A 20,324-nucleotide genomic window follows, 5' to 3' on the forward strand; every position below is an offset into this window, starting at 1 on the left:
ACATGAACCGTCAGAGAGCCCTGATCGTCGACGACGAACCCGATATCCGCGAACTGCTGGAAATCACCCTCGGACGCATGAAGCTGGACACCCGCAGCGCCCGCAACGTCAAGGAAGCGCGCGAGTGGCTGGCGCGCGAGCCCTTCGACCTGTGCCTGACCGACATGCGCCTGCCCGACGGCACCGGCCTGGATCTGGTGCAGTACATCCAGCAGCGTCATCCACAGGTTCCGGTGGCGATGATCACCGCCTACGGCAGCCTGGATACCGCGATCAACTCGCTCAAGGCCGGGGCCTTCGACTTCCTCACCAAACCGGTGGACCTCGGCCGGCTGCGCGAACTGGTCGCCACCGCCCTGCGCATTCGCTCGCCCGAAGGCGAGGAAACCCCGGTCGACAGCCGCCTGCTCGGTGACTCCCCGCCGATGAAGTCGCTGCGCAAGCAGATCCAGAAACTCTCGCGCAGCCAGGCGCCGGTCTACATCAGCGGCGAATCGGGCAGCGGCAAGGAACTGGTGGCCCGCCTGATCCACGAACAGGGCCCGCGCGTCGAGCAGCCCTTCGTTCCGGTCAACTGTGGCGCGATTCCCTCGGAGCTGATGGAAAGCGAGTTCTTCGGTCACAAGAAAGGCAGCTTCACCGGCGCCATCGAAGACAAGCAGGGCCTGTTCCAGGCCGCCAATGGCGGCACCCTGTTCCTCGACGAGGTTGCCGACCTGCCGCTGCCGATGCAGGTCAAACTGCTGCGCGCCATCCAGGAAAAAGCCGTGCGCGCGGTCGGCGGCCAGCAGGAAGTGGTGGTCGATGTACGCATCCTCTGCGCCACCCACAAGGACCTGGCCGCCGAAGTCGCTGCCGGCCGTTTCCGCCAGGATCTCTACTATCGCCTCAACGTCATCGAACTGCGCGTGCCGCCACTGCGCGAGCGCCGCGAGGACATCGCCCAGCTGGCCGAGGTGATGCTCGCGCGCCTGGCCGAAGGCACTGGCCTGGCCGCTGCCAAGCTGCACCCCGACGCGCTGGAAAAACTGAAGAACTACCGTTTCCCGGGCAATGTGCGCGAGCTGGAAAACATGCTCGAACGCGCCTACACCCTCTGCGAAGACGATCAGATCACGCCCAGCGACCTGCGCCTGGCCGATGCCAGCGGGCCAAGCAACGAGGGCGGCGAAGCCAGCCTGGCGCAGATCGACAACCTCGAGGATTACCTCGAGGACATCGAACGCAAGCTGATCATGCAGGCACTGGAGGAAACGCGCTGGAACCGCACTGCCGCCGCCCAGCGCCTCGGGCTGACCTTCCGCTCGATGCGCTACAGGCTGAAGAAGCTGGGCATCGACTGAGGCACCCGACCCTGGTGGACGTGGCAGGGTGCGCTGTGCGCACCCGCCCCAAGCTCAGTTCAGCCCAGCCGCCCTGCCGGGGCATAAGGCGCCGGATCGATGATCGGCTCGCGCCCGAGCATCAGGTCGACCAACAGCTGGCAGGAGGCCGGCGCCAACACCAAGCCATTGCGGAAATGTCCGCAATTGAGCCAAAGCCCGGGATGCGCAGGCAGTTCGCCGATAAAGGGAATGCCCTCCGGCGAGCCGGGCCGCAAACCGGCCCAATGTCCGACCACTTCGGCATCCTTGAGCGCCGGCAGCAGTTCTTCCGCGGAAGCCTTGAGGCTTTCCAGGGCAACATCGGTCGGCGTCTTGTCGAAACCGGCGTATTCCAGCGTACTGCCGATCAGGACATGCCCGTCGCGCCGCGGGATCGCATAACGCCCTTTGGCAAGCACCATGCTCGGTAGAAAATCCTCGGCGCACTTGTAGAGGATCATCTGCCCCTTCACCGGCTCCACCGGCAACTCCAGACCCAGCGTCCTGAGCAGCTCGCCGCTCCAGGCACCAGCAGCAAGCACCACGCGATCAGCGCGAATCTCACCGCCAGCGGTAACCACGCCACGAATCTGCCCATTCTCCTGAATGAAACCAGTGACCGGGCAATGCTCACGCAACTCCACATTGGGCATGGCCGCCAAGGACGCGCGCAACGCCTTGACCAACCTGGGGTTACGCACATTGGCGACACCCGGCATATGCACTGCGCGTCCGAACCCGCCGCCCAGCACCGGCACATCCCGATAAGCCGCGGCAATATCCACCGAAAACAGCGGACGCCGCTCACGCGCTGCCCAAGCCAGCGCCTCGGCCTCGTCATCCAGATCCAGCCAATACAACCCGGTGACATGCACCTCGGGATCGACGCCGGTGTCTTCCAGCAACTGCCGCGCAAACCCCGGATAGAAATCCTGCGACCAATGCGCCAACGCCGTCACCGCCGCGCTGTAGCGCCAGGGGTAGAGCGGCGAAACGATGCCGCCACCAGCCCAGGAGGATTCGCGGCCGACACGTTCGGCCGACTCGAGCAGAACTACGCTGACTCCTTTAGCTGCCAGAAGGTGGCAACTAAGAAGCCCCGCCACGCCCCCACCCACTATCACCACTCGATTCACAACCAATCCTTTTCAAAGATTTTATGCAGGCTGTTTGACATAGCCTCAGTCTGGGCTAAACAAATCTAGGGCCAGGAAGGCTTCTATCCCATGCAAAAGGAAAATTGCCATGCTCCGAAATCAAAACCAGCACGCCCAAACTCTGCCCGAGCTACTTGTTACGCTGAGCATACTCGCAATCCTCATCGGTTTCGTTACGCCTGCCGTTGGCTCCCTACTGCAGAAAAACAGACACATCAGTGAAATCAATCAGCTACATGCAAGCCTGAATTTTGCCCGTAGCATGGCAATACAAACGCGCACGATGGTCAGCCTCTGCGCTGGAGAGCAGTCCTGCGAAGGCTCACGCAACTGGCAAGGCAGAATTCTGATCTTCGTCGATAAAAACCGAAATGGCGTCTTGGATGACAACGAGCAATTGCTCAAGGCCGTTGATATCAATCCCCGTCATAGATGGCACTGGAGCAATTTCCGTCAACAGCCCTACATGAGCTTTCGCCCCGACGGCATGACCCATAGCCTAAACGGCACCTTCACGTTGTGCGACCAGCAATTGGCGATCAGAGGCCTCGTGATCAACATCACAGGCAGAGCGATAACCAGCCAGCAAGCCGATCCCGACAAATGTCAGGGATAGCCGTTCACCCTGACGAAGCGACCAGATATCACGGTTTGCTTCTTACCGGGCAAAAGCCTTGAGATGCTTTACTGGTCGATATTTCCGGGACCGGTCATGCATTATTCGAGAGCCTTCACCCTGATAGAGCTCATGGTCACGCTTGCCGTGCTGGCAGTGGTCATAAGTCTCGCCGCACCATCATTCAGCAACATGTTGCAGGAAAATCGGCTAGCCGCCATGAGCAGCGAACTGCAGGGGGCATTGCAGCTCGCCAGATCGGAAGCAGTCAGGCGCCGCGCAAACGTCACCCTGTGTCGTAGCAACACGACCCAGACCGCCTGCTCCAATGGAACCGACTGGGCGACCGGAGGTTGGATGATGATCGCCGGAACCGAGGTTCTCAAAGTCTGGGATCCCATCCAAGGAGCCGTAGTTACCGGCCCGAACAGCGGGATTGTCTTTCGCAGCAACGGTATGGCATCCGCGCAAAGCTGGACGGTTACCCACTCCTCCTGCACCGGTCAGCAGAAACGCACCATTTCCGTTAATGCGACCGGCAGCACCACCCTTGCAAAAGGCGACTGCTAAATGACCAAGCCCATTGCCCGGCGCCAAGAGGGCGCCACTCTGATCGAAGTCCTGATAGCCATCGTAGTGCTGTCCATAGGCTTACTAGGGCTTGCCGGATTACAAGTCACCAGCGTGCAGAGCAATCACAGTGCCTACCAACGTTCGCAAGCAACCTTGCTGGCTTACGACATGGCTGACCGCATGCGTGCCAATCGCACAGAAGCCCTGACCAACGCTTACGTGAGCTCAACCTTCCCTACGTCCTCCAGCAGTAACGCTGTAACCGGAACACAAGCAGCGAAAGACAAAGCCGAATGGCTCAACAACCTCGCTCGCAGCCTTCCCAATGGCACCGGAAGGGTCCAGAAAACCGGCAATCTGGTCACCATCGAAGTGCGCTGGAATGACAATCGCGGTCGCATCGCGAAGAGCGATGCAGCTGCGGATGGCGATATGATTTTCACCTACCGGACAGAAATATGATCAGCACTTTTCCCAAACGCCAGGCGGGACTCTCGCTGGTCGAACTGATGATCGCAATCACCCTGAGCCTGCTGCTGATCGCTGGCGTCCTGCAGATATTTCTATCCAGCAAGCAGACCTACAGTACCAACAATGCCCTATCGCGGGTTCAGGAAAGCGGTCGCTTTGCCATGGACTTCTTGACACAGGATATCCGTAATACCGGCTATAAAGGTCAGTGTCTTGGACAACCGCTGACCCACGGTACAATCGATATACTTTGGCGCCTGGATAATCCGATCGAGGGCTGGAATAACGTCTCCGGCAAGCAACCTACGCACCTCACAGACACCCCCGTGACTGATACCGATACCATTAGGATCAAGCTCGCGGCCGGCCCTGTTGAAGTTCAGGCCGCAAGCGGAAACACTGCAACCAACAATACTATCAGCCTAGGCACCAATCCTTCGGGCATCGCACGGCACGCGATCACTCTGATATCCGATGCCATCAATTGCGACCTATTCCAAAATACCGCCACTAGCAACGCTACATCAGTTGCAAAAGCAGCCGGCGTTAACTGGACACACAACTACACAGGTATCACCGAGGTGCTGCCCCTGCAGAACGCTACTTATTACATAAGAGCCAATGCCGGACGCCCCAACTCGCTCGTCAGGCAAAGACTTTCCGCCAGCACAACCGCCCCGGAGTGGGTCACGGAAGAGCTGGTTGATGGCGTTCAGGACATGCAGATTCTTTACGGTATCGCCGGAGCCAATCGCCAAGTTACCGACTATGTAACAGCCAACAACGTCACTAACTGGGACAACGTCGTAGCTGTTCGCATCAACCTGCTGGTGGTAAGCGCAGATACCAACGTAGTACCCGAAAATCAGGTCATCGCCTTCAACGGGGCCGACGTCACGATTGCCAATCGCCGTCTGGCTCAGGTTTTCTCCACCACCATCGGCATCCGGAACCGTCTGCCATGAATAGTTTCCATTACTCTCCTCGACAGCAACGAGGCGCAATATTGATCGTCGCCCTGATCATGTTGCTGCTGCTTACCATCATCGGCCTGAGCAGCATGCGTGGCACATCACTTCAGGAAAACATGGCCGGCAACATGCGCGATAGCAACTTGGCCTTGCAGGCTTCCGAGGCCGCGCTTCGAAAAGGTGAAGAAGTGGTAGTCAACAAGTTTCTCGCAGGCTCGCTGAATACCCTGGAAACAGCCGCACAAACGGGAACCTATGCGGACTTTACGGATACGGCCCAGACTCCCGGATACCGAATAACGCTACTAGCCAAGATTCGCACCAGTACCGAGGCGGGCGCCCCCATCGACGATGAAGGTGCATTGGTCAGGGTTGAGTCGGACGGCTACGGACGCAGCACCAAGAGTGACAACACCCCAAGCGCACAAACCCGACTCCGCTCCACCTTTCTGGTCGAGCAGTAATCCACTCTGCTCGAACAATATTTAACGGAGTTTCTATAATGAATTCTCGCCAAATAACACTGAACACGTTGAAAACCAACGCCAGTTTCTTACTGACACTTTGCATCGCTATAGCTGCAACACCTGCCCAAGCCACCGTAGCTCAGGCCCCCTTGCTACTCGGAGGCGGTAACGTGCCTGGCAACCTGGCTCTGGTGCCATCGGTTGAATTCCCAACAGTCATCAGCGTGGCTAACATCAGCAACACTTATAGCCATAGCGCTACGTATACAGGCTACTTCGACAGTGAAAAATGCTACGAATATAATCGCCAGCAGATATCACATGTTTTCTTTGGAACCATCAGTGGCAATGACGGCGGGGGTTACTTTACCCCAACGCGCTGGAGTCGAACTTGCAACGGCGCTCAGGAATGGAGTGGAAACTACCTGAACTGGGCCACCACCCAGACCATTGATCCATTCCGCATGGCCCTGACCGGTGGCTATAGGGTAGTGGACACAACATCCCAGACCATATTGGAAAAAGCGACCCGCGCAGGCCGGACCAACTATTTCCCTAACAGACAGGTAACTGGGGACGCCACGATCACTAATATCTCACCCTATACCAGTGGCACCTTGGCAAGCTCTGTTACTAGCGCCAACAGTAATGCCAGCAGCGCCGTTCAAAATTATCAGAGGAATAAGACCCTAAGAATCACCAACGGCACTAATACTGCTTACTTCTCTGTCCGGGTGGAAGTCTGCAAGAATGAAGCATTGCTTGAAGCCAACTGCGTTCGTTATGGCAACATCTGGAAGCCTGAAGGGCTTATCCAACGCTATGCCAATGACATTCGCTACAGCGCGTTCAGCTATTTGAACATTGACGGCAATACCCGCAATGGTGGCGTATTGCGCGCCCAGCAAAAATATGTCGGGCAAAACATGCGCGTTCCCGGCGTATCCGGAGTGTCAACCAATCCTGACGCAGAATGGAGCCCCACAACCGGGATCATCTATGCAAATCCCCATAACGATGCCACCGGCAATAGCGGCGTAATAAACTATATCAATAAATTTGGCGAGCTAACCAACGTTCACAAGTCAAACGATCCGGTTAGCGAGCTCTATTATGCAGCACTCCGCTACTTCAAGAACCAGGGAAACATTGCTGCCTATTCAAATACGACCGATGAAGCACAGAAGGATAAATTCCCCGTCATAACCGACTGGTCGGACCCTATCCAGTATGCTTGCCAGAAAAACGTCATCCTGGGCATTGGCGACGTAAACACCCACGAGGACCGGGACCTTCCCCATTCGGATGACACTCTAAACGTCAATGCTTACACGCAGAAAGTATTCGACCTAGAAGGTGTTAGCAAAACAGCCAACAGTGTATTCACTGGGCGTGGAAACTCTGCTTATATAGCCGGCCTAGCCTACTATGCCAATACCACAGATATTCGCAGTAACATCGCTGGCAAACAGACCGTGTCTACCTATTGGGTTGACGTACGTGAAGATCGAACTTTGGAGGGCAAAGCTAACAACCAATACTGGTTGGCCGCCAAGTATGGTGGCTTCAAGGTCCCTACCGATTTTGGCGCAGCTTTGTCTCGTTCCTCTGCACTGAATCAAGCCTGGTGGTACACCACCAGCGATATGCTGGCACTGGGTCTCGATGGCAACGGCGGTACCGAAAGGCGCCCTGATAATTTCTTCGTTGCCAGTGACGCAACCAACATGGTTGAAGGTCTGAGAAAGGCCTTCGCCCAGATCTCCAACGAGGTGCAAAGCACTACAGCCTCTTTGGCGACCAACTCCACCCGACTGGAAACCGATACGGCAGTCTTCCAGTCTCGCCTGGATAGCCGCTTCTGGAGTGGTGATCTGCTGGCCCGGCGAGTCGGCAGTAATGGCGTAGTGGAGAGCAATGCAGCCTGGAGTGCAGCTCAAAAGCTCGACAGTCTCAGCTCCGTCGACTCACGCAAGATTTTCACGTCCACTCCTGCCACTACCGCAGGGGCTTCGAATGAGCTGATCACGACTACGGGAGTCAACTTCACCTGGAGCGCTTTAAGCAACGCTCAGCGAGCTCTGCTTCAGCGCACAGGTGAATCCACAACGACAATCGCAGAAAATCGCCTGGCCTATCTGCGGGGCGACCGCAGAAATGAAATCACCACAGAAGACCGCACCAAGCCCTTCCGTCAGCGCGGTAGCCGCCTCGGCGATATCGTGAACTCGGACCCGCAGTACATTCATAATCAGGACTTTGGTTATTCACGGCTTAGTTGGAGCAATGGCGCAGTAGGCTCCGCCTACACGACCTTCCGTGCCAGCGCCGCCTATAGAGCGCGCACGCCTATGGTTCTAGTCGGCGCCAACGATGGCATGCTGCACGGCTTCGATGCCCGGGTGGGCACCACCGATACTACCAATGGCGGCAACGAGCTTTTCGCCTACGTTCCTAACAGCGTGTTCAGTAACCTCATCAATTTGACCGATCCGGCCTATTCGCACCTTTATTATGTAGACGGCACGCCCCGTGCCTCCGACGTCTACATAAATAACGCGTGGAAAACGATGGCCGTCGGCACCACAGGCGCAGGTGGCAAGAGCGTCTTCGCTCTCGATATCACCAACCCCAGCAACATGAGCAGCAGTAGTTTCATGTGGGAGTTCAGCCACCCTGATATGGGTTACACCATGGGCCAACCAGCCCTGGTTGCCCTGCCCAACCAGAAGTTTGGCGTAATCGTCAGCAGCGGCTATCACAATAGCGCACCAGCAAACGGTAAGGTATGGATCCTCGATGCCGCTGACGGCAGCATCATCCGTCAATTTCAGTTGCCCACCACCGGCAACCTGGGCTCACCACTGGCCGCCGACACCGATTACGATCAGGTCGCGGACCGCATCTATATTGGCGATACCCTGGGCAACGTCTGGCGCATCGACCTGAACGGAAGCACACCGTCAGCCTGGGGAACCCCCAGCACCTTGGGTAGCAGTCCGCTCTTCATCGCCAAAGACGGCAGCGGCAACCGCCAGGCCATCACTGCGCCTCTTTCGTCGGCATTCAACGACAAGAACGAGCACATGGTGTTCTTTGGTACCGGTAGTTTCTACCGCAACGGCGATAATGAAATACCCACCAACCCACCAGTTGACAGTTTCTATGGTGTTATCGATCGAGGCACAGCTATTGATGGACGCAGCACGCTGCTCAAACAGGCCGTGCTCAAGGAGGATACTGTCAACGGTAATCGAGTACGTGCCATCACCAATAATGCTCTGACTACCCAGAACGGCTGGTACATTGATCTCGGCTGGCTCGAGGGCACAAACGCAACTGGCGCCAAGGGAGAGCGTGTTATCAGCAAGGCAACCCTGCGCACCGACCGGGTGATCTTCACCACCATGACACCCTCTGCAGATCCTTGTGCATTTGGCGGTTCCAGCTTCATCATGGCCATGAACCTGTCCAGCGGCTCACGCTTGAACTACGTCTATTTTGATAGCAACCGTGACGGGGCTCTGAACGCAGGCGACACCACCACGATCGGCGACGACCAGAATATCCCCTGGTCCGGTATCTCCGACACCAACGACGGGGTGGTCAAGGGCGTAACACCTCTCTACAAATGGCTGTGCTTCGCTGGCTCCAGCGGCGCCACTCCGCAATGTGTACCTGTTGCCGGATCGCAACGTTTTGGCCGCCACTCCTGGCGCGAAGTGAGGGAATGAATAATGTTTGCCAAGAATAACCATGGCACAGGCTGGGGCGCTAAAAGCGCTGGCTTTACTCTGATCGAGGTCATGATCGTTGTAGCGATCATTGGCATCATCGCCGCTATCGGCTACCCCTCCTATCAGGAACACGTGCGGAAAGCCAGGCGTGCCGACGCTCAAACCGCGTTGATGGAGTTGGCGCAATTCATGGAACGCCACTACACCGCCAATGGTAGATACCTGACGAGTGCCAACGCTGCGCCTACTCTACCTTTCACCGAAGCGCCCAAGGACGGGGCGAGCAAGTCTTACGACCTGGCCTTCGCCGCGAGCTCGCCCACGGCAAATAGCTACACCCTGCAAGCAACTCCGAAAAATAGTATGGCGGGCGACAAATGCGGCACGCTGACGCTGACTAACACTGGGGCAAAAGGCCAAGCGACGGGAGCCACCATGGCGGACTGTTGGAGGCGTTAATCCCTAGAATAAAAAGGTCGGCAATCGCCGACCTTTTTATTTGTCATCCGCGTCAAGCCGCTATAGCGCCTTGACCCTCAACTCCTTCGGCATCGAGAACGTAATGTTTTCCGGCCGACCATCCAGCTCCGTCTCCCCTGCCGCCCCCCAGGCGCGCAATTGCTCTACCACCCCACGCACCAGCACCTCAGGCGCAGAGGCACCCGCGGTGATGCCGATACCGCTCACCCCTTCGAACCACTCGTGCTTGAGGTCTTCGGCGCCGTCGATCAGGTAGGCCGGAGTGCCCATGCGCTCGGCAAGCTCGCGCAGGCGGTTGGAGTTGGAGCTGTTGGGGCTGCCGACGACCAGCAGCACGTCGCACTCGCTGGCCAGTTGCTTGACCGCATCCTGGCGATTCTGCGTGGCGTAGCAGATGTCGTCCTTGCGCGGGCCGCCGATGGCCGGGAACTTGCTGCGCAGGGCGTCGATCACCTTGCTGGTGTCGTCCATGGACAGGGTGGTCTGGGTGACGAACGCCAGGTTCTCGGGGTTGCGCACCTGCAGCTCGGCGACGTCCGCCTCGTCTTCCACCAGGTAGATGGCGCCGCCGTTGCTGGCGTCGTACTGGCCCATGGTGCCTTCGACTTCCGGGTGGCCTTCGTGGCCGATGAGGATGCACTCACGGCCCTCACGGCTGTAGCGCACCACTTCCATATGCACCTTGGTCACCAGCGGGCAGGTGGCGTCGAATACCTTGAGGCCACGCCGGGCCGCCTCGTCGCGCACGGCCTTGGACACGCCGTGGGCACTGAAGATGACGATGACGTCGTCCGGCACCTGATCCAGCTCTTCGACGAATACCGCGCCGCGGGCACGCAGGTCCTCGACCACGAACTTGTTGTGCACCACTTCATGGCGCACGTAGATCGGCGGGCCGAAGACCTCCAGCGCACGGTTGACGATTTCGATGGCGCGATCGACGCCGGCGCAGAAGCCACGGGGATTGGCGAGTTTGATATGCATGCTGGCTGTCTCGGTATTGATCGGGGATCGAACCATCACTATGGGTCGTTCCCGGAAGATACAGCCTGCTCGGGATAAGCGCAGGCTGCAACAAGAGCTTCGCGGCTGAAGCCGCTCCTACAAGAGCGGCAGCACGGGCTAGAGCGCCTTGACCTCGATGATTTCAACGTCGAACTGCAGCGTCTTGCCGGCCAGCGGATGGTTGAAGTCGATGGTCACCTGCTTGTCGTCGAACGCCTTGACCACGCCCGGCAGCTCGGCGTTGGCGGCGTCGTTGAAGATCACCAGCAGGCCTTCGGAAAGCTCCATGCCCTCGAACTGGCTGCGCGGCATGATCTGTACGTTCTGTGGATTGGGCTGGCCGAAACCCTGCTCCGGCTGCACCTGCACGCTGCGCTTGTCGCCAGCCTTGAAGCCGTACAGCGCCTGCTCGAAACCGGGCAGCAGGTTGCCGTCGCCGACCTTGAAGGTCGCCGGTTGCTTGTCGAAGGTGCTGTCGACCACATCGCCGTTTTCCAGCTTGAGGGCGAAATGCAGGGTCACTTCCCTGTCCGGACCGATGCGTACGTCTGTCATTGCGCAGCCTCCTTCGCGGACTTGTCGCTCTTGAACATATCCAGCGCCAGCAGGATGGCGCCGATGGTGATGAAGGTGTCGGCCAGGTTGAACGCCGGAAAGAACCAGCGGCTCTGCCAGTGCACCAGAATGAAGTCGACCACGTGGCCGAGCACTACGCGGTCATACAGATTGCCCAGCGCGCCGCCCAGGACCATGGCCAGCGCCACGGCCAGCAGGGTCTCGTGACGCTTGAGGCGCTTGAGCCAGACCACCAGCACGACGCTGACGACGATGGCGATGGCGGCGAAGAACCAGCGCTGCCAGCCGGCGGCATCGGCCAGGAAGCTGAATGCCGCGCCGGTGTTGTAGGCCAGGGTCCAGTCGAAGTAGCCCGGGATCACTTCGATGCGCTGGTACATGCTCAGCGTGCCCTCGAAGATGTCCTTGGTCACCCGGTCGACGACCAGGATCAGCACGCTCAGCAGCAACCAGGGCAGATGCCCGAAACGCGAGGACTCAGGCATGCTTGCGCACCTCACCTTCGCCTTCGATGTTGCTCACGCAACGGCCGCACAGCTCAGGATGCGCGGCATGACTGCCGACATCGGCGCGGAAGTGCCAGCAACGGCCGCACTTGGCGTGGGCAGACTTGAGGATCTTCAGCTTCAGGCCTTCGACCTCTGTCACCACCGCATCGGCCGGCGCATCGGCCAGCGGCGCGGTCTGCGCCGCCGAGGTGATCAGGGCGAAACGCAGCTCGTCGCCGAGCTTGGCCAGGTCGGCCTGCTTGGCGTCGTCGCAGAACAGGGTGACCTCGGCCTGCAGGCTGGCGCCGATGGCCTTGGCCGTGCGCAGGTTCTCCAGCTCCTTGTTGACCGCAGCCTTGACCTCCATCACGCGGTCCCAATAGGCGCGGTCCAGCTCGAAGCCCTCCGGCAGGCGCTGCAGACCGGTGTACCAGGTATTGAGCATCACCGACTCGTTGCGCTCGCCCGGCAGGAACTGCCAGATTTCCTCGGCGGTGAACGCCAGGATCGGCGCGATCCAGCGCACCAGCGCCTCGCTGATGTGGAACAGTGCGCTCTGGCAGGAACGACGCGCCACGCTGTCGGCGGCGGTGGTGTACTGGCGGTCCTTGATGATGTCCAGGTAGAAGCCGCCCAGCTCCTGCACGCAGAAGTTGTGCACCTTGGAGTAGACGTTCCAGAAGCGGTAGTCGGCGTACGCCTCGATGATCTCTTCCTGCAGACGCAGGGCTGCGTCGACGGCCCAGCGGTCGAGGTCAAGCATCTGCTCGGGCTGCAGCAGGTCCTTGGCCGGATCGAAGCCGTTGAGGTTGGCCAGCATGAAGCGCGCGGTGTTGCGAATGCGGCGGTAGGCATCGGCGCTGCGCTGCAGGATCACCTTGGACACGGCCATCTCGCCGGAATAGTCGGTGGAGGCGACCCACAGGCGCATGATGTCGGCGCCCAGGCTGTCGTTGACCTCCTGCGGCGCAACCACGTTACCCAGCGACTTGGACATCTTGCGGCCGTTCTCATCGACCACGAAGCCGTGGGTCAACAGCGCCTTGTACGGCGCGTGACCATCGATGGCGCTGCCGGTCAGCAGGGACGAATGGAACCAGCCGCGGTGCTGGTCCGAACCTTCCAGATAAAGGTCGGCGCGCGGGCCGGTGGTGTGGCCGAGGCCGTGCGAGCCACGCAGCACATGCCAGTGGGTGGTACCGGAGTCGAACCAGACGTCGAGGGTGTCGTTGATCTTGTCGTAGTCAGCCGCTTCAGCACCCAGCAGCTCGGCAGCGTCGAGCTTGAACCAGGCTTCGATGCCCTCTTGCTCGACACGCTTGGCGACCTCTTCCATCAGCTCGACGGTGCGCGGGTGCAGCTCGCCGGTGGCCTTGTGCAGGAAGAACGGGATCGGCACGCCCCAGTTGCGCTGACGCGAGATGCACCAGTCGGGACGGCCGGCGATCATGCTGTGCAGGCGCGCCTGGCCCCAGGCCGGCACGAACTGGGTCTGCTCGATGGCGGCCAGCGCGCGCTCACGCAGGGGGCCGCCCTGCTTGGGCTGAGTGTCCATGCCGACGAACCACTGTGCGGTGGCGCGGTAGATCAGCGGGGTCTTGTGGCGCCAGCAATGCATGTAGCTGTGCTGGATCGGCTGGTGCTTGAGCAGCGCACCGACTTCGGCCAGCTTCTCGACGATGGCCGGGTTGGCCTTCCAGATGAACTGGCCACCAAAGAACGGCAGGTCCGGGGTGTAGACGCCATTGCTCTGCACCGGGCTGAGGATGTCGTCGTTGCTCATGCCGTAGGCCTTGCAGGTACGGAAGTCGTCCTCACCGTAGGCCGGCGACGAGTGGACGATGCCGGTACCGGCGCCCAGCTCGACGTATTCGGCCAGGTACACCGGCGAGAAACGCTCGTAGAACGGATGACGGAAGCGGATCAGCTCCAGCGCCGCGCCCGGCGCGGTGGCGATCACCTGGCCCTGCAGGCCGTAGCGCTGCAGGCAGGACTCGACCAGTTCCTCGGCCAGCAGCAGGATGCGCTCGCCAGTGTCGACCAGGGCGTAGGTGAATTCCGGATGGACGTTGAGCGCCTGGTTGGCCGGGATGGTCCAGGGCGTGGTGGTCCAGATGACGATGGCGGTCGGTTTGCTCAGCTCGCTAAGGCCGAAGGCGGCGGCCAGCTTGTCTGCGTCTTCGATGGGGAAGGCAACGTCGATGGCATCGGATTTCTTGTCCTGATACTCCACCTCGGCCTCGGCCAGCGCCGAGCCACAGTCGAAGCACCAGTTCACCGGCTTCAGGCCCTTGAACACGAAGCCCTGCTTGACCATCTCGGCCAGGGCACGGATCTCGCCGGCCTCGTTGGCGAAATCCATGGTCTTGTACGGATTGTCCCAGTCGCCCAGCACACCGAGGCGGATGAAGTCGGCCTTCTGCCCTTCGATCTGCTCGCTGGCGTAGGTGCGGCAGCGCTCGCGGGTCAGGTCCGCCGGCTGGTTCTTGCCGAAGGTGGTTTCGACCTTGTGCTCGATCGGCAGGCCGTGGCAGTCCCAGCCCGGCACGTAGGGCGCGTCGAAGCCGGCCAGAGTCTTGGAGCGGGTGATGATGTCCTTGAGGATCTTGTTCACCGCATGACCGATGTGGATGCTGCCGTTGGCATAGGGCGGGCCGTCGTGCAGGACGAACTTCGGCCGACCTTCGCCAATCTTGCGCAGCTTGCTATACAGGCCAATCTCGTTCCAGCGCTGCAGGGTCTGCGGCTCGCGTTGCGGCAGGCCGGCCTTCATCGGGAACTGGGTATCGGGCAGGTTCAGCGTAGCTTTGTAGTCGGTCATTTCGGGCTCTTCATCAGCGGGTGGCTCTGCCAATATTCACGGGCAGCGGCGATATCAGCGGCAATCGCCGCCTTCAAGGCCTCCAGCGAGGCGAAACGCTGCTCATCACGCAGCTTGTGGTGGAAAGCCACCGAGAGGCGCCGGCCATACAGATCGCCGGCAAAATCCAGAAGGTGCACTTCCAGATGGGCGCGGCCGTCACCGGCAACGCTGGGGCGCACGCCGATATTGGCGACGCCCGGTTGAATCACGCCATCGATTTCGCAGCTCACCAGATAGACCCCGGTCAGCGGCACCTTGCGCCGCTTGAGCTGGATGTTGGCAGTGGGTGCATCGAGCTGGCGGCCGAGCTTCTGCCCATGCAATACGCGCCCGGCGATGCGAAACGGCCGGCCGAGCAAGGCTTCGGCCAGTTCGAAATCGCCATCGGCCAGCGCCTGGCGCACGCGCGTGCTGCTGACCCGGCCGCCGAGCACTTCGACTGTGGTCGAGGCATCGACGCTGAAGCCGTGACGCAAGCCTGCGGCCTTGAGGAATTCGAAATCCCCGGCACGGTCGCAGCCGAAGCGAAAATCGTCGCCAATCTCCAGATCCTTCACGCCCAGGCCGTCGACCAGCACACGCTGGACGAACTCGGCGGCCGACAACTCGCGCAGGCGGCGGTTGAAGGCCAGGCACAGCACCAGGTCGACGCCTTCGGCGGCCAGCAGGGCGAGCTTGTCACGCAGACGGGTCAGACGCGCCGGCGCAGTGTCCGGGCCGAAGAACTCACGCGGCTGCGGCTCGAAGATCACCACGCAGCTGGGCACGGCCAATTCCGCGGCACGCTCGCGCAGGCGCGCCAGGATGGCCTGGTGCCCACGGTGAACGCCGTCGAAATTACCGATGGTGACCACACAGCCCCGCGCCTGGGGCTGCAGGTTATGAAGACCTCGAACCAGCTGCATAGCACGCTTCTTGTTCACAAAGTGGCCGATTATACGCACAGCAGGCCATGCACAACAGGCATCGCGAAGCCGGGAGTCGTAGGGTACGCCGTGCGCACCGGTCCCGCCGCGAGCTGCTGGTGCGCACGGCGCACCCTACAACAGCTATAGCGCCCTGCGCGCGAAGTCGCGCAGACGAAACCCCAACAGCAGCAGCGTGCCGAAGTAGACCAGCACGCCGGCAAGTACCAGCGCGCCCAGGCGCAGCAGACGCAGCGGCATTTCGCCCTCGGCCCAGGCCGGCATTATCTGCAGCAGCCCCAGCAGCACCGCCACCATCACTGCCACCGCCACCGCCAGCTTGAACAGGAACAGCCCCCAGCCCGGCAGCGGCTGGAAGATATCGGCGCGGCGCAGTTGCCAGTACAGCAGGCCGGCGTTCAGGCAGGCCGCCAGGCTGATCGCCAGCGCCAGGCCGACGTGCGCCATCTCCAGACCGAAGACGAACAGCGCGTTCATCGCCTGGGTCGCCAGCAGGCTGATCACCGCGATGCGTACCGGCGTCTTGATGTTCTGCTGCGCGTAGAAACCCGGCGCGAGAATCTTCACCAGGATCAGCGCCAGCAGGCCGACCGCGTAGGCCATCAGCGCCTGCTGGGTCATCAGCGAGTCGTTAGCGGTGAACTTGCCGTACTGGAACAGCGACACCACCAGCGGCTCGGCGAGAATCGCCAGCGCCAGGGTGCAGGGCAGCACCAGCAGGAAGCACAGACGCAGCCCCCAGTCGAGCAGGCGGCGGTACTCGTCGCGGTTCTTGCTCGCGTAGGTCTTGGAAAGCGCCGGCAGCAGGATGGTACCCAACGCCACACCCAACACGCCGGAGGGCAGCTCCATCAGGCGGTCGGCGTAGTACATCCAGGACACCGAGCCGGCCACCAGGAACGAGGCGAATACGGTGTTGATGATCAAGGAAATCTGGCTGACCGACACGCCGAAGATCGCCGGCCCCATCTGCTTGAGCACGCGCCAGACGCCCAGGTCGCCGAAACTCAGGCGCGGCAGCACCAGCATGCCGATCTTCTTCAGGTGCGGCAGTTGCCAGAGCAACTGCGCCAGCCCACCAACCAGCACGGCCCAGCCCAGCGCCATGATCGGCGGGTCGAAATAGGGCGTCAGAAACAGCGCGAAGACGATCATGCTGACGTTGAGCAGGGTCGGCACGAAGGCCGGCACCGAGAAGCGGTTCCAGGTATTGAGAATGGCCCCAGCCAGCGACGACAGGGAAATCAGCAATATATAAGGGAAGGTCACCCGCAGCAGATCGACGGTCAGATCGAAACGCTCGGCCTCATCGGCGAACCCCGGCGCGGTGGCCCAGACGATCCAGGGCGCGGCGAGCACGCCGATGGCCGTGACCAGCGCCAGCACCAGGGTCAGCAAACCGGACACGTAGGCGATGAAGGTGCGCGTGGCCTCCTCGCCCTGCTGCATCTTGTACTCGGCCAGAATCGGCACGAAGGCCTGGGAGAAGGCGCCCTCGGCGAAGATCCGGCGCAGCAGGTTGGGCAGCTTGAACGCCACCACGAAGGCATCCGATGCCACCCCCGCACCGAAGGTACGGGCGATGATGGTGTCGCGCACGAACCCCAACACGCGCGACACCATGGTCAGAGAGCTGACGGCAGCCAGGGATTTGAGCAGATTCATGGGGTGTTTCGGCTTCCATAAAGAGGTGCAGTAGCGGACAATCCGCCGCCCAACGAAGGCGACGAGTGTAGCGAGCCACCACTGGTCAGGCCAGCACAGGAAAGCGTCATCAGACTTGACAGCAGGCAGATGGATCGGCATGATTCGCGGCCTTATTTGTCGTAACCCCCCAGTTTTCGAGGAGCTTGACGGTGGCCAACTCACCTTCTGCCAAAAAACGCGCCAAACAGGCTGAGAAGCGCCGTAGCCATAACGCCAGCCTGCGCTCGATGGTTCGTACCTACATCAAGAACGTGGTCAAGGCTATTGCTGCCAAGGATCTCGAGCTTGCCAAGACCGCTTACACTGCAGCCGTTCCGGTCATCGACCGCATGGCTGACAAAGGCATCATCCACAAGAACAAAGCCGCTCGTCACAAGAGCCGCCTGAACGCGCACATCAAGGCGCTGGGCGAAGCTGCTGCCGCCTAATCGCGACAGGTTCTTGAAAAAACCGGCCCTGGAGGCCGGTTTTTTATTGTCCCGAGCCCAGGTCCGCAGATCATAAAAATGGTCGGGCGCCATTTTTTACGGCCCGCAGGTAACCACCACGGACGGCAGGCCATAAAAAATGCCCGCCTCCTCAACGGAGTGCGGGCATTTCTGCCGCCTGCGAGAGTCAGCCGCGAGCGGCCTTGATCACCTCAATGTACGGCTCTGCATTGCGCTGATCCTGAATCAGCGCGACGAAATCGTTGCCCTGGGCATCGGTGGCGGAGAGGTCGTAGCCCTCGGCGACGAAGAAGCCCACGAAACGCTCGAAATCATCGATACGCAGACCGCGGTAAGCCTTGATCAGCTTGTGCAGCGAAGGCGGCGTGGCGTCCGCCGGCTCCACCGCAAGGAACAGCTTGATCGAGTCATCGCTGATTTCTTCGCCAATCACCTGCTTCTTGTCTTTACGCATCGCCCGCTCCCGCCAGCATTACAGAGGGCCGACAGTGTACCGCCGCGCCGCGCGCGGCTCAACGCGCAGCCGCGCAGGCTAACACGCGAACAATCGACACGACAGCCGACCTAGGTCATGCCGCAGCCCATGGTGGTGCTCCTATAATGCGCCAAGCCATTAGGGAGCCAGCATGTCACGTCCATCGTTACCGCTGTTCGCCGCCTGGCGCCAGACGCTGCGCGCCGGTTATTCGTGGAAGGCCCTGCGCGGAGACCTGAGCGCCGGCCTGACGGTGGGCATCATCGCCATTCCGCTGGCCATGGCACTGGCCATCGCCGTGGGCGTTGCGCCGCAGCACGGGCTCTACACCGTGCTGATCGCCGCACCGCTGATCGCCCTGTGCGGCGGCTCGCGCTTCAACATCTCCGGCCCCACCGCAGCCTTCGTGGTGATTCTGCTGCCGATCACCCAGCAGTACGGACTCGGCGGCCTGCTGCTGTGCACGCTGATGGCCGGGTTGATCCTGATCAGCCTGGGCCTGCTGCGCGCCGGCCGTCTGATCGAATTCGTGCCCTATCCGGTGACCCTGGGCTTTACCGCCGGCATCGGCATCGTCATCGCCATTCTGCAGATTAAGGATCTGTTCGGCCTGCACCTGGCTGGCGCGCCGCAACATCTGCTGGAGCAGGTGAATCTTCTGGTGCGCGCCCTGCCCGGCCTGCAACCCGGCGACACACTGGTTGGCCTCGCCTGCCTGACAACATTGCTGATCTGGCCGCGCCTGATGCCAAAGATCCCTGCGCATCTGGTAGCCCTGGCGGTTGGCGCGCTGCTCGCGCTCGCTCTGGAACGCCTGGGGCTGCCGGTGGCGACACTGGGCGAGCGCTTCAGCTATCAGCTCGACGGTATCGATCAACCCGGCATTCCGCCTTTCCTGCCGGACCTCGCGCTACCCTGGAGCCTGCCAGGTCCTGACGGCCAGCCGCTGGTATTGTCCTTCGAGCTGATTCGCCAACTGCTCGCCCCTGCATTCGCCATCGCCATGCTCGGCGCCATCGAGTCACTACTGTGCGCCGTGGTGGCCGATGGCATGACCGGCAGCAAGCACGATCCCAACGCCGAACTGATCGGCCAAGGACTGGGCAATCTGGCCGCGCCCTTCTTCGGCGGCATCACCGCCACCGCCGCCATCGCCCGTACGGCCGCCAACGTGCGCGCCGGTGCGTTTTCGCCAGTGGCGGCTCTGGTTCATGCCGGGGTGGTACTGGCGGCCATCCTGTTGCTCGCGCCGCTGTTCAGCTACCTGCCGATGGCGGCTCTGGCCGCGCTGCTGTTGATGGTGGCGTGGAACATGAGCGAACCCCACCATGTTGCCCACACCCTGCGCATCGCCCCACGCAGCGATGTGCTGGTGTTGCTGACCTGTCTGGTGCTGACGGTGCTGTTCGACATGGTGCTGGCCGTTGGCGTCGGCCTGCTGCTGGCTGCCGGCCTGTTCATCAAGCGCATGAGCGAGCTGACCGATACGGCCGCCCTGAACCGCCAGCAGCGAGAAGCACTGCAAGACCTGCCCGAGCACGTACTGGCCTACGCCATTCGCGGCCCGCTGTTCTTCGGCGCGGCAGAGAAGGCGCTGAGCGTGCTGCGCCGCTTCACGCCCGGCGTGAAAGTGGTGGTGGTCGATATCAGCGCCGTGCCGCTGCTGGACATGACCGCCCTGGCGGCGCTGGACAACGTGCTGCGCGACTATCGCCAGCAGGGTGTGGCACTGATTCTCAGCGGCCCCACCGCCCAGGTCCGCCTGCAACTGCGGCGTGCCGGCGTACAGCGCCGCGAGGGCGAGCTGGCGTACGTGCGGGACCTGCCGCAAGCGCGGGAAAAGGCACTGCGCTGGTTGGGAGAGGCCTGAGACCGTCGTTTCATCCGGCTACACGTCAGGCGTCGATTGCTGGACAGGCGCGGGCATGCAGGAGCGGCGCCCCGCCGCGAACCCGGTGGCAGCAGCTCGCAAAGTTCGCCCCGAGGCGGGGCTCCTACG

The 20,324-nt window shown here is 61.0% G+C and carries 18 protein-coding genes; 10 read left to right on the forward strand and 8 right to left on the reverse strand.

What is annotated here, in order from left to right:
- Positions 1–2 precede the first annotated feature (2 nt).
- Complete coding sequence (locus tag BLS61_RS02915) at positions 3–1,343, forward strand: sigma-54-dependent transcriptional regulator (RefSeq protein WP_090427106.1); 1,341 nt, start codon at positions 3–5, stop codon at positions 1,341–1,343.
- A 59-nt stretch (positions 1,344–1,402) separates the two neighbouring features.
- On the opposite strand, the gene thiO is transcribed toward BLS61_RS02915, so the two are convergent.
- Positions 1,403–2,500, reverse strand: coding sequence for a glycine oxidase ThiO (thiO, locus tag BLS61_RS02920; protein ID WP_208598767.1), 1,098 nt, complete (start codon positions 2,498–2,500; stop codon positions 1,403–1,405).
- Positions 2,501–2,609: 109 nt separating this feature from the next.
- Here thiO and BLS61_RS02925 point away from each other — a divergent pair, with 109 nt between their 5' ends.
- The 7 genes from BLS61_RS02925 to BLS61_RS02955 all read left to right on the forward strand — a co-directional run bounded on the left by BLS61_RS02925 (position 2,610) and on the right by BLS61_RS02955 (position 9,815).
- Positions 2,610–3,137, forward strand: a complete 528-nt coding sequence (locus BLS61_RS02925; RefSeq protein ID WP_090427111.1) for a GspH/FimT family pseudopilin — start codon at positions 2,610–2,612, stop codon at positions 3,135–3,137.
- A gap of 96 nt (positions 3,138–3,233) precedes the next feature.
- Positions 3,234–3,707, forward strand: a complete 474-nt coding sequence (locus tag BLS61_RS02930; RefSeq protein ID WP_090428036.1) for a GspH/FimT family pseudopilin — start codon at positions 3,234–3,236, stop codon at positions 3,705–3,707.
- Positions 3,708–4,172: a type IV pilus modification protein PilV gene (gene pilV / locus BLS61_RS02935; protein ID WP_090427114.1), complete on the forward strand. Its 465-nt coding sequence runs from the start codon at positions 3,708–3,710 to the stop codon at positions 4,170–4,172.
- A complete protein-coding gene (locus tag BLS61_RS02940; protein WP_090428039.1) occupies positions 4,169–5,146 on the forward strand; it encodes a PilW family protein in 978 nt (325 codons plus the stop codon). The genes pilV and BLS61_RS02940 overlap by 4 nt, the downstream gene beginning before the upstream one ends.
- Before the next feature lie 41 nt (positions 5,147–5,187).
- Positions 5,188–5,616 carry a pilus assembly PilX family protein gene (locus BLS61_RS02945; RefSeq protein ID WP_244157902.1) on the forward strand — a complete coding sequence of 143 codons (429 nt, stop codon included), beginning with the start codon at positions 5,188–5,190 and terminating at the stop codon, positions 5,614–5,616.
- Positions 5,617–5,654: 38 nt separating this feature from the next.
- Positions 5,655–9,353, forward strand: a complete 3,699-nt coding sequence (locus tag BLS61_RS23800) for a pilus assembly protein (protein WP_244157903.1) — start codon at positions 5,655–5,657, stop codon at positions 9,351–9,353.
- A 3-nt stretch (positions 9,354–9,356) separates the two neighbouring features.
- On the forward strand, positions 9,357–9,815 hold the full coding sequence (locus BLS61_RS02955; protein ID WP_090427121.1) for a type IV pilin protein: 459 nt from the start codon (positions 9,357–9,359) through the stop codon (positions 9,813–9,815).
- 60 nt (positions 9,816–9,875) lie between these two features.
- On the opposite strand, the gene ispH is transcribed toward BLS61_RS02955, so the two are convergent.
- From ispH to murJ, 6 genes are all read right to left on the reverse strand, one after another.
- Positions 9,876–10,820 (reverse strand): 4-hydroxy-3-methylbut-2-enyl diphosphate reductase, encoded by a 945-nt coding sequence (ispH, locus tag BLS61_RS02960; RefSeq protein ID WP_090427124.1) that lies wholly within the window; start codon positions 10,818–10,820, stop codon positions 9,876–9,878.
- 138 nt (positions 10,821–10,958) lie between these two features.
- Complete coding sequence (locus BLS61_RS02965) at positions 10,959–11,396, reverse strand: FKBP-type peptidyl-prolyl cis-trans isomerase (RefSeq protein WP_003243044.1); 438 nt, start codon at positions 11,394–11,396, stop codon at positions 10,959–10,961.
- The gene (gene lspA / locus BLS61_RS02970; protein WP_079784513.1) at positions 11,393–11,902 is read right to left on the reverse strand and encodes a signal peptidase II; all 510 of its coding nucleotides are present in this window, start codon (positions 11,900–11,902) and stop codon (positions 11,393–11,395) included. The genes BLS61_RS02965 and lspA overlap by 4 nt, the downstream gene beginning before the upstream one ends.
- The gene (gene ileS, locus BLS61_RS02975; RefSeq protein WP_090427127.1) at positions 11,895–14,726 is read right to left on the reverse strand and encodes an isoleucine--tRNA ligase; all 2,832 of its coding nucleotides are present in this window, start codon (positions 14,724–14,726) and stop codon (positions 11,895–11,897) included. The genes lspA and ileS overlap by 8 nt, the downstream gene beginning before the upstream one ends.
- Positions 14,723–15,673, reverse strand: coding sequence for a bifunctional riboflavin kinase/FAD synthetase (gene ribF / locus BLS61_RS02980; RefSeq protein WP_090427130.1), 951 nt, complete (start codon positions 15,671–15,673; stop codon positions 14,723–14,725). Before ribF ends, ileS begins: the two co-directional genes overlap by 4 nt.
- A 144-nt stretch (positions 15,674–15,817) precedes the next feature.
- Positions 15,818–17,359 (reverse strand): murein biosynthesis integral membrane protein MurJ, encoded by a 1,542-nt coding sequence (gene murJ, locus BLS61_RS02985; RefSeq protein WP_090427133.1) that lies wholly within the window; start codon positions 17,357–17,359, stop codon positions 15,818–15,820.
- Between the two features lie 191 nt (positions 17,360–17,550).
- Between murJ and rpsT the strand changes: the two genes are divergently transcribed.
- On the forward strand, positions 17,551–17,829 hold the full coding sequence (gene rpsT / locus BLS61_RS02990; RefSeq protein WP_003243036.1) for a 30S ribosomal protein S20: 279 nt from the start codon (positions 17,551–17,553) through the stop codon (positions 17,827–17,829).
- Between the two features lie 187 nt (positions 17,830–18,016).
- Here the strand turns inward: rpsT and BLS61_RS02995 are convergent, their stop codons facing one another.
- Positions 18,017–18,304, reverse strand: coding sequence for a PA4642 family protein (locus tag BLS61_RS02995; protein ID WP_024307054.1), 288 nt, complete (start codon positions 18,302–18,304; stop codon positions 18,017–18,019).
- 172 nt (positions 18,305–18,476) lie between these two features.
- Between BLS61_RS02995 and dauA the strand changes: the two genes are divergently transcribed.
- On the forward strand, positions 18,477–20,195 hold the full coding sequence (gene dauA / locus BLS61_RS03000; RefSeq protein WP_090427136.1) for a C4-dicarboxylic acid transporter DauA: 1,719 nt from the start codon (positions 18,477–18,479) through the stop codon (positions 20,193–20,195).
- The last annotated feature ends 129 nt before the right edge of the window (positions 20,196–20,324 follow it).

The organism is Ectopseudomonas guguanensis (genome assembly GCF_900104265.1).
Taxonomy (GTDB): Bacteria; Pseudomonadota; Gammaproteobacteria; order Pseudomonadales; family Pseudomonadaceae; genus Aquipseudomonas; species Aquipseudomonas guguanensis.